This window comes from Nocardiopsis nanhaiensis (assembly GCF_054778635.1).
This window is the reverse complement of the sequence record NZ_BAAGZJ010000001.1, coordinates 77,047-91,416: the sequence shown is the minus strand read 5'-3', so window position 1 is coordinate 91,416 and position 14,370 is coordinate 77,047. Positions and strand designations below refer to the sequence as shown.

At 71.2% G+C, this 14,370-nt stretch carries 14 protein-coding genes; 3 read left to right on the top strand and 11 right to left on the bottom strand.

Annotated elements, in window-relative coordinates:
- Positions 1–43 precede the first annotated feature (43 nt).
- The 4 genes from ACYVD1_RS00395 to ACYVD1_RS00380 all read right to left on the bottom strand — a co-directional run bounded on the left by ACYVD1_RS00395 (position 44) and on the right by ACYVD1_RS00380 (position 6,271).
- The gene (locus ACYVD1_RS00395) at positions 44–787 is read right to left on the bottom strand and encodes an alpha/beta hydrolase family protein (RefSeq protein WP_460765795.1); all 744 of its coding nucleotides are present in this window, start codon (positions 785–787) and stop codon (positions 44–46) included.
- Positions 768–3,197 carry a bifunctional salicylyl-CoA 5-hydroxylase/oxidoreductase gene (locus tag ACYVD1_RS00390; protein WP_460765792.1) on the bottom strand — a complete coding sequence of 810 codons (2,430 nt, stop codon included), beginning with the start codon at positions 3,195–3,197 and terminating at the stop codon, positions 768–770. The genes ACYVD1_RS00395 and ACYVD1_RS00390 overlap by 20 nt, the downstream gene beginning before the upstream one ends.
- Before the next feature lie 138 nt (positions 3,198–3,335).
- Positions 3,336–5,111, bottom strand: a complete 1,776-nt coding sequence (locus ACYVD1_RS00385; RefSeq protein ID WP_460765789.1) for a benzoate-CoA ligase family protein — start codon at positions 5,109–5,111, stop codon at positions 3,336–3,338.
- Between the two features lie 35 nt (positions 5,112–5,146).
- Positions 5,147–6,271, bottom strand: a complete 1,125-nt coding sequence (locus ACYVD1_RS00380; protein WP_460765786.1) for an acyl-CoA dehydrogenase family protein — start codon at positions 6,269–6,271, stop codon at positions 5,147–5,149.
- Positions 6,272–6,438: 167 nt separating this feature from the next.
- Between ACYVD1_RS00380 and ACYVD1_RS00375 the strand changes: the two genes are divergently transcribed.
- Positions 6,439–7,386 carry a PaaX family transcriptional regulator gene (locus tag ACYVD1_RS00375; RefSeq protein ID WP_460765782.1) on the top strand — a complete coding sequence of 316 codons (948 nt, stop codon included), beginning with the start codon at positions 6,439–6,441 and terminating at the stop codon, positions 7,384–7,386.
- Positions 7,387–7,499: 113 nt separating this feature from the next.
- Here the strand turns inward: ACYVD1_RS00375 and ACYVD1_RS00370 are convergent, their stop codons facing one another.
- From ACYVD1_RS00370 to ACYVD1_RS00350, 5 genes are all read right to left on the bottom strand, one after another.
- Positions 7,500–7,934: a RidA family protein gene (locus ACYVD1_RS00370; protein WP_460765779.1), complete on the bottom strand. Its 435-nt coding sequence runs from the start codon at positions 7,932–7,934 to the stop codon at positions 7,500–7,502.
- Positions 7,935–8,762: an enoyl-CoA hydratase family protein gene (locus ACYVD1_RS00365; RefSeq protein WP_460765775.1), complete on the bottom strand. Its 828-nt coding sequence runs from the start codon at positions 8,760–8,762 to the stop codon at positions 7,935–7,937. It abuts the gene before it with no gap.
- Positions 8,759–9,523, bottom strand: coding sequence for an SDR family NAD(P)-dependent oxidoreductase (locus ACYVD1_RS00360; RefSeq protein ID WP_460765771.1), 765 nt, complete (start codon positions 9,521–9,523; stop codon positions 8,759–8,761). The genes ACYVD1_RS00365 and ACYVD1_RS00360 overlap by 4 nt, the downstream gene beginning before the upstream one ends.
- 246 nt (positions 9,524–9,769) lie before the next feature.
- Positions 9,770–10,741 carry a hypothetical protein gene (locus tag ACYVD1_RS00355; protein ID WP_460765767.1) on the bottom strand — a complete coding sequence of 324 codons (972 nt, stop codon included), beginning with the start codon at positions 10,739–10,741 and terminating at the stop codon, positions 9,770–9,772.
- 290 nt (positions 10,742–11,031) lie between these two features.
- Positions 11,032–12,306: a glutamate-5-semialdehyde dehydrogenase gene (locus ACYVD1_RS00350; RefSeq protein WP_460765764.1), complete on the bottom strand. Its 1,275-nt coding sequence runs from the start codon at positions 12,304–12,306 to the stop codon at positions 11,032–11,034.
- 233 nt (positions 12,307–12,539) lie between these two features.
- Here ACYVD1_RS00350 and ACYVD1_RS00345 point away from each other — a divergent pair, with 233 nt between their 5' ends.
- Together ACYVD1_RS00345 and ACYVD1_RS00340 are read left to right on the top strand one after the other, a co-directional pair.
- Positions 12,540–12,827, top strand: coding sequence for a type II toxin-antitoxin system Phd/YefM family antitoxin (locus ACYVD1_RS00345; protein ID WP_460765761.1), 288 nt, complete (start codon positions 12,540–12,542; stop codon positions 12,825–12,827).
- On the top strand, positions 12,824–13,093 hold the full coding sequence (locus ACYVD1_RS00340; RefSeq protein ID WP_460765757.1) for a type II toxin-antitoxin system RelE family toxin: 270 nt from the start codon (positions 12,824–12,826) through the stop codon (positions 13,091–13,093). Before ACYVD1_RS00345 ends, ACYVD1_RS00340 begins: the two co-directional genes overlap by 4 nt.
- Before the next feature lie 131 nt (positions 13,094–13,224).
- Here the strand turns inward: ACYVD1_RS00340 and ACYVD1_RS00335 are convergent, their stop codons facing one another.
- Together ACYVD1_RS00335 and ACYVD1_RS00330 are read right to left on the bottom strand one after the other, a co-directional pair.
- Entirely contained in the window at positions 13,225–13,671 is a 447-nt protein-coding gene (locus tag ACYVD1_RS00335; protein WP_460765754.1) for a type II toxin-antitoxin system PemK/MazF family toxin, read from the bottom strand.
- 78 nt (positions 13,672–13,749) lie between these two features.
- The gene (locus ACYVD1_RS00330) at positions 13,750–14,331 is read right to left on the bottom strand and encodes a TetR/AcrR family transcriptional regulator (RefSeq protein ID WP_460765751.1); all 582 of its coding nucleotides are present in this window, start codon (positions 14,329–14,331) and stop codon (positions 13,750–13,752) included.
- Between the last annotated feature and the right edge of the window lie 39 nt (positions 14,332–14,370).

The following is a 14,370-nucleotide window of genomic DNA, read 5'->3' as shown; positions in this document are numbered from 1 at the left end:
GCACCTCCTCGTGCCGCGGCTGGTCCCCCGGCCGACCGGGGAGTTACCCCCAGCCGGACGCGAGGGCTTGGCGCACCGTCTGCCAGGCGGCGTGCTCCGGGTCGATGACGGCGAAGTGGTCGGCACCGGGGATCTCCCGGTAGTCGACGGGGTCGCCCGCCTCCTGGGCGGCGGCCGCGTAGTCACGGCTGTGCTCGACCGGAACACGCTGGTCGGCGTCGCCGTGGACGACGAGTTGCGGGATGTCGAGCGGCAACCGGTACAAGGGTGAGGACTCGGCGTACAGCTCGGGGCTTGGGTCGGGACCGAGGAACGGTTCGACGGCGCCCTCACCGAGTCCGGCCTCGGCGCAGCGCCGGAGGTCGGTGATGGGAGCCAGGGGGACCACGGACGTGACGACGGAGTCGGCCGCGGTCAGCAGGGCGAGGTGGCCTCCGGCGGAGTGGCCGATCGAGACCACGCGGGAAGTGTCGATCCGTTCGTCGTTCGCGGCGGTGGCGGCGAGGAAGTCCAGGGCGTGGGAGACGTCGTCGAGGGTCCGCGGCCAGCCGCCGCCGTCGGCCCCGGTGCGTCGGTACTCGATGTTCCACACCACCCACCCCGCATCGGCGAGGTCGCGGGCCAGCGGGTCCATGAGGTGGGCGTCGTGCCGGTCGCGCCACCAGCCGCCGTGCAGGAGCACCGCCACGGGCGCCGGTGCGCCCGCGCGGAAGCCCCGGTTTTCCGGCGCCTCGGGGTCCCAGCGGTGGACGATCTGGCTGGGGTGCTCACCGTAGGTGGTTGCCACCGTGGTCTCCCTTGGTCATGGCTGTCCTGGTCCCGGCTGGTTCGGGGGCGGTCCCGGACGGACCGGGGCGCCACCGCTGGTGTCGGGTGCCGTCCGTCTCGTTGGAGGAACGTAGCAGTTCGAGGCGGGGGCGCGGCCCATCGGCACGGCCGGTGGGCGGTTTGCGGCTTCCCGCGCGGAACGGTGCGGGCCAGGTGGCGCCGGGGCCCGTGTAGTCCTGGTCGGCTGCGGCATGCAGGGTCCAGTGCGGGTCGTACAGGTGGGGCCGGGCCAGTGCGCACAGGTCGGCGCGTCCGGCGAGGACGGTGGAGTTGACGTCGTCGTGGGAGGCGATGGCGCCCACGGCTATGACGGGGACACCGAGGTCGCGGCGGATGCGCTCGGCGTAGGGCACCTGGTAGCTGCGCCCGTAGGCGGGTTGTTCGTCCGGTGTGACCTGCCCGGTGGAGACGTCGATGGCGTCGGCCCCGGCCTCGACGAGGGCGCGGGCGATCTCCACGGCGTCGTCGGCGGTGGTGCCGCCCGCCACCCAGTCGGTGGCGGAGACGCGGACGGTGAGGGGTTTGTGGTCGGGCCAGACCGCGCGAACGGCGGCGAGGACTTCCAGGGGGTAGCGGAGTCTGCCGGTGAGGTCGCCGCCGTAGCGGTCGGTGCGGTGGTTGGTGACCGGGGAGAGGAAGGAGGAGAGCAGGTAGCCGTGGGCGCAGTGGAGTTCGAGGAGGTCGAACCCGGCACGGTCGGCGGAGCGCGCCGCCGAGGTGAAGTCGTCGCGGATGGCGGCCATGCCTGCGTGGTCGAGTTCCTCGGGGACCTGGTTGACGCCCTCCGTGTAGGGGAGGGGCGAGGGGGCGACCAAGGGCCAGTTCCCCTCTGTCAGGGGTTGGTCGATGCCCTCCCACATGAGGCGGGTGGATCCCTTGCGTCCGGCGTGGCCGAGCTGCACGCCGATCCGGGCCCGGCTGTTGGCGTGGACGAAGTCGGTGACGCGGCGCCAGGCGGTCTCGTGCTCGGGTGCGTACAGGCCCGTGCAGCCCGGGGTGATGCGGGCTTCGGCGGAGACGCACACCATCTCAGTCATGACCAGTCCGGCGCCCCCGAGGGCCTTGCTGCCGAGGTGGACGAGGTGGAAGTCGCCTGGGACGCCGTCGTCGGCGGAGTACATGTCCATGGCTGAGACCACGACCCGGTTGTCCAGTTCCAGGTCGGCCAGGCGGAAGGGGTGGAACATGGGCGGGCGCGGGGAGGGTCGGGCCGGGTCGACTTGGCGGGCGAACCAGTCGTCCACGCGGCCGACGAACTCCGGGTCGCGCAGGCGCAGGTTGTCGTAGGTGACCCTGCGGCTGCGGGTGAGCAGGTCGAAGGCGAAGCGGACCGGTGCGGCGTCGACGTGGCGGGCGATGTCCTCGAACCACTCCAGGCTGGCTTGGGCAGCGCGCTGGGTACTGGCCACGACCGGGCGCCGTTCGACTTCGTAGGCGGCCAGAGCGGCCTCGGTGGTGGGCTGTTCATGCAGGCAGGCGGCGAGGGCGAGCGCGTCCTCCATGGCGAGCTTGGTGCCCGAGCCGATGGAGAAGTGGGCCGTGTGGGCGGCGTCTCCGAGCAGGACGACGTTGTCGCGGCACCACGTCCGGTTGCGGACGGTGGTGAAGCGCAGCCAGCGGGAGTTGTTGGGCAGGAGGCGGTGGCCTCCCAGGACGTCGGCGAAGAGCTTCTCGCAGCGCGCGATCGCGTCGAGGTCGCTTTCCCCGGGCTGGAGGTCGCGGTCGACGAACCCGGCCGCCTGCCACACGTCCTCGGCCATCTCCACGATGAACGTGCTGCTGTCGGCCGAGTACGGATAGCAGTGCAGCTGCATGACGCCGTGCGGGGTCTCCAGGACGTGGAAGTTGAAGGCGTCGAACACGAGGTCGGTGCCGAGCCACATGAAGCGGTTGCGGTGGGGTTCGAGACTGGTGCCGAAGTCCGCGGCGTGGGCGTTGCGGGTGGCGCTGTTGGCCCCGTCGGCGGCGACGACGAGGTCGTGGGTGGCGGCCAGTTCGGCGGCGGGGGGTGCCTCGGTGCGGCTGAGGACCCTGACTCCCAGCTCGGCGCAGCGGGCACGCAGGATCTCCAGCAGCCGACGGCGGCCGATGGCGGCGAAGCCGTGACCGCCGGAGGTGGTGACCGAGCCCCGGTGGTGGACGTCGATGTCGTCCCAACGGGCGAACTCGGCGGCCATCGCCGCGTAGACGGCGGGATCGGCGTGTTCGATGCCGCCGAGGGTCTCGTCGGAGAGCACCACCCCGAAACCGAAGGTGTCATCGGGGGCGTTGCGCTCGTAGACGGTGATGTCGTGGGTGGCGTCCAGCTGGCGGGCGAGGGCCGCGAAGTAGAGTCCCGCGGGTCCCGCCCCGATACACGCGATGCGCATCCTGCCGCCTTCCTGTTCGCTGACGTCCAGCGCTGGCGTCCCGTACGGAGTCCAGTTCTGGCGTCCGGTATGCCTTGCGGGTGGTGGCGAGAGCGCTCCCCCGATCCCGGCGTGGGCGATGAGAGCGTTCTCCCCGGGTCAGGGGGCGTCCTCCCGCAGCCTGAAGCGCTGGAGCTTGCCGGTCGCCGTACGCGGCAGGGAACTGAGGAAGACCAGCGAACGCGGCGTCTTGTAGGGGGCGATGCTGGAGCGGACGTGCTCCTTGAGCCGGTCTGCGAGGTCGTCGTCCGGCGCGAGCCCCTGGCGCGGGACCACGTAGGCGCGTACGACCAGGCCGCGCTCGGGGTCCTCGGCACCCACAACCGCCGCCTCTTCCACGTCGGGCGAGGTGAGCAGGGCCTCTTCCACTTCCGCGGGGGCGATGTTGTACCCGGCGGAGACGATCATGTCGTCGCTTCGCGCCCGGTACCAGAAGTAGCCGTCGGCGTCGCGCACATAGGTGTCGCCGGTGTGGTTCCAGCCGTGGCGGACGTACTCGCGCTGGCGTTCGTCGGCGAGGTAGCGGCAACCGACCGGCCCGCGAACGGCCAAGTGGCCGGGTTCGCCGTCGGGGACGGGCTCGCCCTTGTCGTCGAGGATGGCCGCCTCGAAACCGGGAACGGGTCGGCCGGTGGAGCCGGGCCGCATGTGCTCGTCAGTGGCGGAGACGAAGATGTGCAGCATCTCGGTGGCGCCGATGCCGTCGAGCATGCGGATCCCGGTGGCGTCGTACCAGGCCTGCCAGGTGGCGGCGGGCAGGTGTTCCCCCGCGGAGACGCAGCGGCGCAGGGACGACAGGTCGCGGTCGCCCCGCTGGGCCAGCATCACCCGGTAGGCGGTGGGGGCGGTGAACACGACGGTCGCTCCGCGCTCGGAGACGGCTTCGAGCAGCGCTTCCGGGCGGGGGCGTTCGAGCAGGACTGTTGCGGCCCCGGCGCGCAGCGGGAAGATCAGGAGCCCGCCGAGGCCGAAGGTGAAGGCGAAGGGCGGGCTGCCGACGAAGAGGTCGTCGGGGGCGGGTTTGAGGACCTGGGCGGAGTAGGTGTCGGCGATGGCGAGGACGTCGCGGTGGAAGTGCACGCAGCCCTTGGGGTCCCCGGTGGTACCCGAGGTGTAGGCGATCATGCAGGCGTCGTCGGCGGTGGTGCGTACGGCGGTGAACCGGGCGTGGTGCGCGCCGATCCGCTCCGTGAGGTCCTCGGGGCCGTCTCCCCCGTAGGCCAGGACGCTCGGGGCGGTCCCGCCGGGCTCGTGGTCGAGCTGTTCGGCCGCCTCGGTGAGGTCGTCGAGGAAGCGGGCGTCACAGAGTGCGTGTGCGACCCGGGCCGCGCGGACGATGGTGGCAAGCTCTCCGGAGCGCAGGACCGGCAGGACGGTGACGACCACTCCCCCGGCTTTGAGGACCGCGAGCCAGCAGGCGGCCAGCCAGGGCGAGTTCGGGCCCCGCAGAAGAACCCGCTCGCCGGGCCGGAGGCCGCGCTCGTCCACCAGGACGCGGGCGACCCGGTCCACGCGGTCCCTGAGCTGGCCGTAGGTCAGGCTCTCGTGCTCGCCGACCACGCACCGGCGGTCGGCGCCGAAGCGGGCGATGGTGCCGTCGAGGAGTTCCTCCGCGCAGTTGAGCCGGTCGGGATACTCCAGCGGCCGGAGGAGCGGCCACTCCTCGAACGGGGGCAGGTGCTCCCGGGTGAAGGTGTCCTCGTACGCGCTGGGGGTCAGTGCGACTACCGGGGCAGCGGGCTCTCCGGCGTCGGCGGCCGGGGCGGGCCCTCCGGACGCGCTGGGCGGGACTGGCTCCCCGCGCGCTTCCGGCACGGTGGGCGGGTCGGGGGCTGGGTGCGGGTGCTGTCGGTCGGGAGGGGTCGGGTTCGACATGGTGGACCTCCAGAAGGCGGCGCTGCGGCCTGGCGCTACATGTGTCTGGCGATGATCTGTCGCTGCATCTCCGAAGCGCCTTCGTAGATACGTGGTGCGCGGACCTCCCGGTAGAGGTGTTCGAGCAGATGGCCGCGGTGCAGCGCACGCGCTCCGTGCAGCTGGACGGCGGAGTCCACCACGAACTGGGCGGTCTCTGTGGCGAAGAGCTTGGCCATGGCCGCCTTGACGGTCACCTCGGGGCCGCCCGAGTCGTACTCGGCGGCGGCGGAGTAGACGAGTAGCCGGGCGGCCTCGGTGCGGGTGGCCATCTCGGCCAGGGTGTGGGCGACCGTCTGGAGCTGGCGCAGCGGACCGCCGAAGGCGCGGCGCCGGCCGGTGTACTCCTTGGCCGCGGCGAGGGCGGCCTCGGCCATCCCGACCGCGAACGCCCCGACGCTGGGCCGGAACAGGTCCAGCGTGCGCATGGCGACGGTGAAGCCCTGGTCGGGCAGGCCGACCACGTCCTCGGGGCCGACCTCGACCCCGTCGAAGACCAGGTGGCCCAAGGCGTGCGGGGAGAGCATCTCCAGCGGGGTGCCGGTAAGGCCCCGGCGGTCGGCCGGGACACAGAAGGCGGTGACACCCCGGGAGCGGGTGCCGGGGGTCGTGCGGGCGAAGACCGTGTAGACGTCGGCGTCGGGCGCGTTGGAGATCCAGGTCTTCTCGCCGTGCAGACGCCATCCGTCCCCGGCCGGCTCCGCACGCAGTTCCAAGGCCGCGGCGTCGGAGCCCGCGTCGGGTTCGGTGAGGGCGAAGGCGGCGACCGCGCGGCCCGCGGCGACCTCGGGGATCCAGCGCTGGCGCTGGGCTTCGGTGCCCGACTGCAGGACCGGGTAGGCGCCCAGGCCTTGGAGTGCGAGAGCGGTCTCGGCGTGGGTGTCCTCCCGGGCCAGGCGTTCCCGCAACAGGCACAGGCGGGTGGCGGGAGCCTCGCGGAAGGGACCGTCCCCCGCCCCGCCTGGGAAGAGCGCCGGGAGGAGCCCCGCATCGCCGAGGCCGCGGACCAGGGCGCGGTCTACCCGTCCGGGTTCGCTGGGCGGGTCCGGGTCGAGTTTGGCGGCGCGGGCGTCGACCCAGCGCGCGAAATCGTGATCGGTCTCGTTCGGGGGGAGTCCCATGGGCGACCTCGACTCTCCTTGGGTAGGTGATCCACCCCACATCGCCAAATGTACAATAATCATGACGATCGTCAATAGAGCTGCATGGGGAGAATGCCGAAGTGCGCCCTCGCCCCGAAGAGAGGGGGCGGCCCTCCGACACCGGACCCGGCCGCTATCGTGTCCGCGTGACGTCCAACAGCGAACGGGCAGCCGGAACCGCCCGGCCCCCGGCCCCCGACCCCGCGGCCGCTGACGCCCCCTCGACCGGGACCTACGCGCCTGGGGCCGCGTCGACCGACCCCGAACGACGGCGTCCGAGGTCCCTGATCGTGTCCTTCTTCGGTTCCTACGCCCGCGACGTGGGCGGATGGATCGGGGTGGCCGACCTCATCGCGCTCATGGCCGAACTCGACGTCGACGGCCCCGCCGTCCGGTCCGCGGTCTCCCGGCTCAAGCGCCGCGGACTCCTGGCCTCCGAACGCCTGGGCGGGGTGGCCGGGTACCGCCTGTCCGACGAGGGCCACCGCATCCTCACCGAAGGCGACCAGCGCATCTTCGGCCACCGGGTCGCCCGGGCCCAGGACGGCTGGGTGCTCGTGGTGTTCTCCGTCCCCGAGTCCGAGCGCCGCCGCCGCCACGCCCTGCGGGCCCAGCTCACCCGGCTCGGCTTCGGCACCACGGCCTCGGGGGTGTGGATCGCGCCCGCCCACCTGACCGACCAGGCCCGCGGCGCCTTGCGCGCGTTGGAGCTGGACGCCCATGCGGAGCTGTTCCACGCCACCTACCTGGACTTCCGTGAGCTCAGCGAGTCGGTGGCGCGGTGGTGGGACCTGCCCGCACTCCAAGCGATGTACCGCGCGTTCCTCGACGAGCACGAGCCCGTACTGACCGCCTGGCGCCGCCGGACCGCTCGGGCGGCGGCCGATCCCGAGCAGCGCGCGGCGGCCTTCGCCTACCACCTGCGCGCGGTGGACGCCTGGCGGCGGATGCCGTTCCTCGACCCGGGCCTGCCGCCCGAACTGCTCCCGGACCGCTGGGCGGGCAGCCGGGCGGCGCGGGTCTTCTTCGACCTGCACGCGCTCCTGCGCGAGCCCGGGCTGGAACACGTGCGGGACATCATGACACCGGCCTAGCCGGTCCGCCCGCGGGCTCTAGGGCGTGTTCGGCGGACACATACCCTGCTGCGCGTCGCCCCAGCGGCACTGTCACTGCGCATCTCTCAGTCGACAGCCAAACCCGACACGCCCTAGTCGCTCGGCCCCGGGATCACGGCGATGCTGACCAGCTCCACCAGCGCGCCCGGCTCGAAGAGCTCGACCACCCCGAACAGCGCCACCGCCGGGTAGTGGCGCCCCAGATGGGCGCGGTAGGCACGGCCGATCTCGCGGGTAGCCGCCCGGTAGGCGGGGACGTCGGTGGTGTAGATGGCGAGGTTCACGAGGTGTTCGGGGGAGCCCCCGGAGGCACGCAGGGCCGTGACGACGTTGGCCAGGGCCACCTCGAACTGGTCTGGCAGCGTCACCGCGGCGAGCTTGCCCCCGGGGCCGCTGGCGATCTGCCCGGCCAGGTAGACCGTGCGCCCGGGGGCGGGCACCACGGCGTGGGAGAACCCGGACGTGGGACCCAGTTCAGGCGGGTTGACCAGTGTGTGCGGGGTCGGCGGCAGGTGTACGGGCTCCATTCAGCGCCCCTTCCACTCGGGGGATCGGCGGCCGGTGAACGCGGCGTGGAACTCGGCGTAGTCGGCGCTCTTCATGAGCAGCGCCTGGGTCATGGCCTCCAGCTCGATCGCTCCGGACAGGCTCATGTCCAGTTCCCTGGAGAGCAGCGCCTTGGTCTGGGCGTAGCCGAAGGACGGCCCGTCGGCCAGCCGGGCGGCCAACCGGGTGACCGCGGCGTCGAGTTCGTGGTCGTCGACGAGCTCGCTGACCAGGCCGACGCGTTCGGCCTCCTCCGCGTCGACCGTGTCGCCCAGCATCAGGATGCGCGTGGCGTGGCCCAGGCCCACGATCCGCGGCAGCAGGTAGGCGGCGCCCATGTCGGCGCCGGACAGGCCCACCTTGGTGAACAGGAAGGCGAAGCGGGCCGAGCGGGCGACCACGCGGAAGTCCGAGGCCAGCGCCAGGACCGATCCCGCCCCCGCCGCGACCCCGTGCAGCCCGGCGATCACCGGGATCGGGCATTCGCGCATGGCCCTGACCACCTCACCGGTCATGCGGGTGAAGGCGAGCAGGTCGTCCGGCTCCATCCTCAGGGTCTCGCCGATGATCGCGTCGACGTCCCCGCCGGAACAGAAGCCCCGGCCGCTCCCCCGCAGCACGAGGACCCGCGTGTCACCCCGGTGCGGGAGCTCCAGCAGCAGGTCGCGCAGGTCCGCGTAGGCGTCGAAGGTGAGGGCGTTGAGCTTGTCGGGCCGGTTGAGGGTCACGGTCGCCACCCCGTCGGCCCGGTGGAGGTCGAAGTGGTTCCACTCTTCGGTCAAGGGCGCGGACGCCCGGAACGGGCTCATCGGTGGGTGTCTCCTCCGTCGATGGTCAGGGACTGGCCGTTGACCGCCCGGGCCAGAGGACTCGCCAGGTAGGCCACGGCCGCGGCCACCTCCTCCGGTTCGATGAGCCGCCCCAGGGGTGTGGCCCTGGCCAGGGCGGCCTCGGCCTGTTCACGGCCCCGGCCGGTGCGTTCGGCGATGGTGTCCACCGATCGCTCGGTCATGGGGGTGCGGACGAAGGAAGGGCACACCGCGTTGCTGGTCACCCCGGTACCCACGACCTCGGCGGCCACTGCCCTGGCCAGGCCGAGCATCGCGTGCTTGGACGCGGTGTAGGCGGCGGTGTAGCGGGAGCCGGTGTGCGCCGCGGTGGAGGCGATGAACACCACGCGGCCGTCATCGCGTTCGAGCATGTCCGGCAGCAGGGCGCGGGTCAGCAGGAACGCCGAGGTGGCGTTGGTGTTCAGGTGGGAGTTCCACAGGTCGAGGCCGGTGCCTCGCAGGGGCGCGCTCTGGGCCTGGCCCGCGTTGTTCACCAGCACCGAGACCCCGTCCAGCTCCCTGACCAGGGAGTCGACCGCCTTCTCGTCGGTGACGTCGCACACCCGTGAGGTGACGTCGAGTCCGTGTGCGCGGGCTCTGCGTTCCAGCGCGGCGAGTCGGCCGGAGTCCCGCCCGAGGGCGATCACCTCGTCGCCTTCGTTCGCCAGGGAGAGCACGATGGCCCGCCCGATCCCGCCGGAGCCACCGGAGACCACGACACGCCGTTCGGAGTCAGCCATGCCGGGAATGTATCACTCGACTATGACTGTCGTCACGGGTACGACATAAGTGGGTTGTGGATGGAACGGGTGCAACTCGGATGGTCTCCTGTCCGTAGCGGCCGCTGCACCGGCTCAGCCGAGCGCAAAAGACCGGACACGGAACAAAGACAGCGCCGACGGCACGGGGCCGTCGGCGCTGGCAGTCAGCAACGGTGGATGCCCCCGGCCGGGAAAGGGCCGAGGCGGGTCCCCGAAAGGGGCTGCTTAGAAGGCGGGACCGGCCGCGTTGGCCTCGTCGATGGTCTCTGCGCGCAGCTCCTCGACCGACTCCTCCAGGTCGGCCTCGTGCGCCTCGAACTCGGCGGTCACCTCGGCGGCCATCGCGCGGAGGGCCACCTCCTCGGTGATGATGTCGCCGCGCACGCGGTTGTCGTCGCCGACCTCGGCGGTCGGGCTGTTGTCGGCCGCGGTCAGGTCGCCGCCGACGATGTTGTTGTCGATGTAGACGCCGCCGGACACGTCGGTGACCGACAGGTCGCCGTCCACGTAGTTGACCGAGCTGCAGAAGCCGTCCTCTTCACCGGCGCCGACGGCGACCGGGCCGCTGCCGGCGGTGAAGGACGCGTCCCCGATGACCTCGCTGTCGCACAGGATGCCGCCGCTGGCGGCCCCGCTGACGGACAGGTCCCCGCGGACCACGCTGTCGAAGATGTCGGCGTACTCCACCCCGTCCGCGGACACGCCGCCGAGGCGGGCACCCGTGACGTAGAGGTCGCCGACCGCGGCGTCGATGGAGGAGGCGGAAGCGCCGACGACGAAGACGAAGCCGTCGTTGCCGGCGCCCTCGGCGCCCTGAGCGGTCAGGTCGGCCACCGAGGTGCCGTCCTCCAGGTAGGTTCCGTAGGCGCCCGTGTTGACCACGTCGCCGTCGACCGCGGTGCTGGAGGCGTCGAAGTAGGCGTCTTCGGAGACGGTGACCTCGCCCTCGATCTCACCGTCGATGATGTGCAGGTTGGCGTCGCTGTCGACGGTGACGTCGCCCTGGACGACGGTGCCGTCAAGGAAGCAGCTCGCACCGGAGGGGACCTTGAGGTCGGTGGGCAGGGTGACCTCGCCTGCGTGTCCCGAGCAGAGGGTGACCAGGTCCGCGTTGGCAGGGGTCGCCATGGCGGTGACACCGCCGATCGCCAGGGCCGCGGTGGCGGTGGACGCGGCGATCTTACTCCCGAGCTTCATGCGGGGGATTTCCTTTCGTCGTGACCGGTAGGGTCCGACGCTCCTGATGAGGGTGCGGGAAGAGCGTCGTGTGACACCACAGTGAAAGTACCGACCTGCGCGCGATTTGGGAATACTTACTCGGCGAAGATTCGCTTCTGTCCAGGTTTCCGGAGGGATAACGGGCGTAGTGACACATGTGGCCTGCGAGGCCTGGAGGCGCGCCTGGTAAGGACGGGCAACCGAATGGCCGCCCGGTTTCCCGAGCGGCCATTCAAGGTCGAATCATGATCGAACCACGGGTTCCATGGTTACTTCAGGTGACCGTCGCCCGTGACCACGTACTTTGTGGAAGTCATTTCGGTCAGTCCCATAGGACCCCTGGCGTGCAGTTTCTGGTTGGAAATACCGATCTCCGCACCGAAACCGAACTCGCCACCGTCGGTGAAGCGCGTGGAGGCGTTCACCATCACCGCCGCGGAGTCGACCCGGGAGACGAAGTACCGCGAGGTGCTGAGCGAGTCGGTGACGATCGCCTCGGTGTGCTGGGTGGAGTACTTGCGGATGTGCGCGAGCGCCGCGTCGACATCCGGCACCACCCGCACGGCCAGGTCCAGGGACAGGTACTCCGTGGACCAGTCCTCCTCGGTCGCCTCGACCACCGTCGCCCCGGTCGGCCTCGCGGCGGCAACCTCCATAGTCCGGGCGTCGCCGTGCACGGTCACGCCGGCCTCGGACAGGGAGGCCAGTACCCGGGGAAGGTACTCCTCGGCGACGGCCTCGTGGACCAGGAGGGTCTCGGCCGAGTTGCACACCGAGCAGCGCTGGGCCTTGGCGTTGGTGGCGATGGCCACGGCCTTGTCGAGGTCGGCGTCGGCGTCCACGTACACGTGGCACAGGCCCTCGCCGGTCTCGATGACCGGGACCGTGGAGTCGCGGACCACGGCCTGGATGAGCGAGCCGCCGCCGCGCGGGATGAGGACGTCCACGAGCCCGCGCGCCCGCATGAGCGCCGTGGAGGACTCGCGGGTGCGGCCCGGGACCATTTGGATGGCATCGACCGGGACCCCGGTGTCGGCCAGGGCGTCGCGCAGTACGCCGACGATGGCGGTGTTGGAGTTGTAGGCCGACGAGGAGCCGCGCAGCAGGGCGGCGTTGCCGCTCTTGAGGCACAGGGCGGCGGCGTCCACCGTCACGTTGGGGCGGCCTTCGTAGATGATGCCGATGACACCGAGCGGGACGCGGATCTGGCGCAGGTCGAGGCCGTTGGGGAGGACACCGCCGCGCACGGACTCCCCGACCGGGTCCGGCAGCTCGACGATCTCGCGCACCGCGTCGGCGATGGCCTCGATCCGCCGCGGGTCGAGGGTGAGCCGGTCGATCATAGCCGGACTGGTGCCGTCCTGCCGGGCCCGCTCCACGTCGTGGGCGTTGGCGGCGGTGATCTCGTCCGCGCGCTTGACCAGGGCGTCGGCGATCGCCACCAGGGCGGCGTCCTTCACCGACCGGCTGAGCGGGGCGAGGTCGGCCGCCGCGTCCCCGGCACGTTCGGCTACCGCGTGGACCTCACGCTCGATGTCAGTCATGAGTGTTCTTCCTTGCTCGGGAGGTCGCCCGGGCCGGTGGTCCCTGCCGCGTCGAAGGGCACCGGACGTGGGTGATCACCTCCAGCGTATAGCGCACCGCCAGCTGTGACCGAAGTTATCCACAGTGTGCGACCCGGGCCCGCCCGAACCCGCTCCCACTGATCGATGCCGCAGCCCTGTCCCTTCGGTTCCGCACTCCCACGACACGGATTGACAGACTATAATTCTGGTCTATGAGAACTCTGCCGCTGTCCGAAGTCAAAGCCCACCTGTCCGAGATCGCCGAAGAGGTCGACCGTACCCACGAGCGCCTGACCGTGACCAAGAACGGACGTGACTACCTCGTCATCATGTCCGCAGAGGACATGGAGGAGATCGAGGCCACCCTCGAGCTGTTGGGGGACCCCGAGGCCATCAGGGAAGTCCAGCAGAGCAAGCATGAGATCGCTGAGGGGCAGGCACTCTCCCCGGAGGAGAGCGGTGACCTGCTTGAGTCCCTGCGCAGGAAGGGACCGCGTTGACCTATTCCATCCAGCTCTCCCCCACGGCCGCACGTCACCTGCGCGAACGGCTCCCGGAGTTCGCCGCGGCGGCCTGCGCAGAGTTCATCATGGGCCCGCTCGCCGACAACCCTCAACGGGTCGGCGCGCCGCTTCGAGCTCCGTTCGAAGGTGACTACCGTGCACGCCGGGGCGAATACCGAGTCCGATACCGCATCGACGACGACGCGAAGACGGTTTTCGTCCTCGCGGTTCACCACCGCAGAGACGCCTACCGGCGCCGCTGATACCCGCGGCGGAGGTCCGTCGACCCGGCCAAGCTGGACCGACGGCCGTTCCACTCCGAGATCTTGCGCCTACGAGACGCCTCCGCTCTCTGGGGAGGGGATCTGGGGCAGTTCCAGGTCCGAGAGGTCGCTCAGCTCCAGCCGTAGCGTTCCCGGAGTACCGCGGCGACCTTCCAGAAGATCCGCTCGTCCATGACGGCGGCCTCGCGGCGGATCGAGGCCTCGTCGAACTCGAAGAGCCGGTCCACCCGAAGGTACGAGTCGCGGCCCTCGCGGTCCCAGGTACCCGCGCCGATCGGCAGCCAGTCCTGGCGCTCGCGCTCGTCGGGGGCCTGGGAGGAGAGCATGAGGCCGTGCAGGCGCCCGCCCTTTCGGCCCACCACGAGGAGGGGGCGGTCCTTGCCCTGGGCAGGGTCCTCCTCGTAGGGGACCCAGGTCCACACGATCTCGCCCGCATCGGCCAGACCGTCGCGCTCGGGCGCGTACACGAGCTTGGTGGCGTTGCGTCCCGTGGGGACCTCGCGGACCGCGCCTTCGTGGGGGTGGCCGTCACTGTGCTGTGTCGTCTGTTGGTTCACGCAGGCATCTTAGGGCTCTTCGCACCCACTGGCACGAGAGACCCGGCCGCGGAGGCCGGCCCGCCGGGGCCGACCGGCTCACAGGCCCAGCAGTGCCTTCAGGGCGCGCACGCAGTGGTCCACCTCGTCGGCGAGGCCCCGCGGGCGCTCTTCGGCAGGGACGGCGGTCCACTGCAGGGCGCGGTCCTCCACGTAGGCGGTCCAGGCGTGGGCAGTGGGCCCAGCGGACTCGGGAAGCGCCAGCAGGGCGCGCACGCGGGCGCCCATGGTCTCCCGGAGGTCCTCCACCAGATCGCCGTCCAAGGTCACCGACCCCCCGCCGAACACCAGCGCCAGGTACGACTCCCGGCGCCGGTCCACCTGCTGGTAGTAGCGCTCGGCGAACTGGGCCACCGCGCCCCAGGGCTCCAGCCCCTCGTCGGGGGCGGTGTTGCGCACGACCCGGCGCCCGGCGGCCGCCACGACCGCCTCGTGGAAGGCGGTCTTGTTCGGGAAGTAGTGGAACAGCAGTCCCCTGGAGATCCCGGCCTCCTTGGCGACCTCGTCGATCGCCAGTTCCTGGATGGGCCGCTCCACCAGCATGCTCAGGCCGATCCCGACCAGCTGACGCCTGCGTTCGTCCTGGGTCATCCGCGTCCGGCGCGGCGCTTCCTCGCTCACACTATTGAGCATTGCTCAATAAGGACGTAGTGTCAACGC

Excerpts from the sequence above, each read along its gene's own strand:
- ACYVD1_RS00360 (WP_460765771.1), bottom strand. The coding sequence starts at position 9,523 with ATGGCTGACTCCGAACGGCGTGTCGTGGTCTCCGGTGGCTCCGGCGGG.
- ACYVD1_RS00380 (WP_460765786.1), bottom strand. The coding sequence starts at position 6,271 with ATGGGACTCCCCCCGAACGAGACCGATCACGATTTCGCGCGCTGGGTC.
- ACYVD1_RS00350 (WP_460765764.1), bottom strand. The coding sequence starts at position 12,306 with ATGACTGACATCGAGCGTGAGGTCCACGCGGTAGCCGAACGTGCCGGG.
- ACYVD1_RS00370 (WP_460765779.1), bottom strand. The coding sequence starts at position 7,934 with ATGGAGCCCGTACACCTGCCGCCGACCCCGCACACACTGGTCAACCCG.
- ACYVD1_RS00390 (WP_460765792.1), bottom strand. The coding sequence starts at position 3,197 with ATGCGCATCGCGTGTATCGGGGCGGGACCCGCGGGACTCTACTTCGCG.
- ACYVD1_RS00345 (WP_460765761.1), top strand. The coding sequence starts at position 12,540 with ATGAGAACTCTGCCGCTGTCCGAAGTCAAAGCCCACCTGTCCGAGATC.
- ACYVD1_RS00385 (WP_460765789.1), bottom strand. The coding sequence starts at position 5,111 with ATGTCGAACCCGACCCCTCCCGACCGACAGCACCCGCACCCAGCCCCC.
- ACYVD1_RS00355 (WP_460765767.1), bottom strand. The coding sequence starts at position 10,741 with ATGAAGCTCGGGAGTAAGATCGCCGCGTCCACCGCCACCGCGGCCCTG.
- ACYVD1_RS00365 (WP_460765775.1), bottom strand. The coding sequence starts at position 8,762 with ATGAGCCCGTTCCGGGCGTCCGCGCCCTTGACCGAAGAGTGGAACCAC.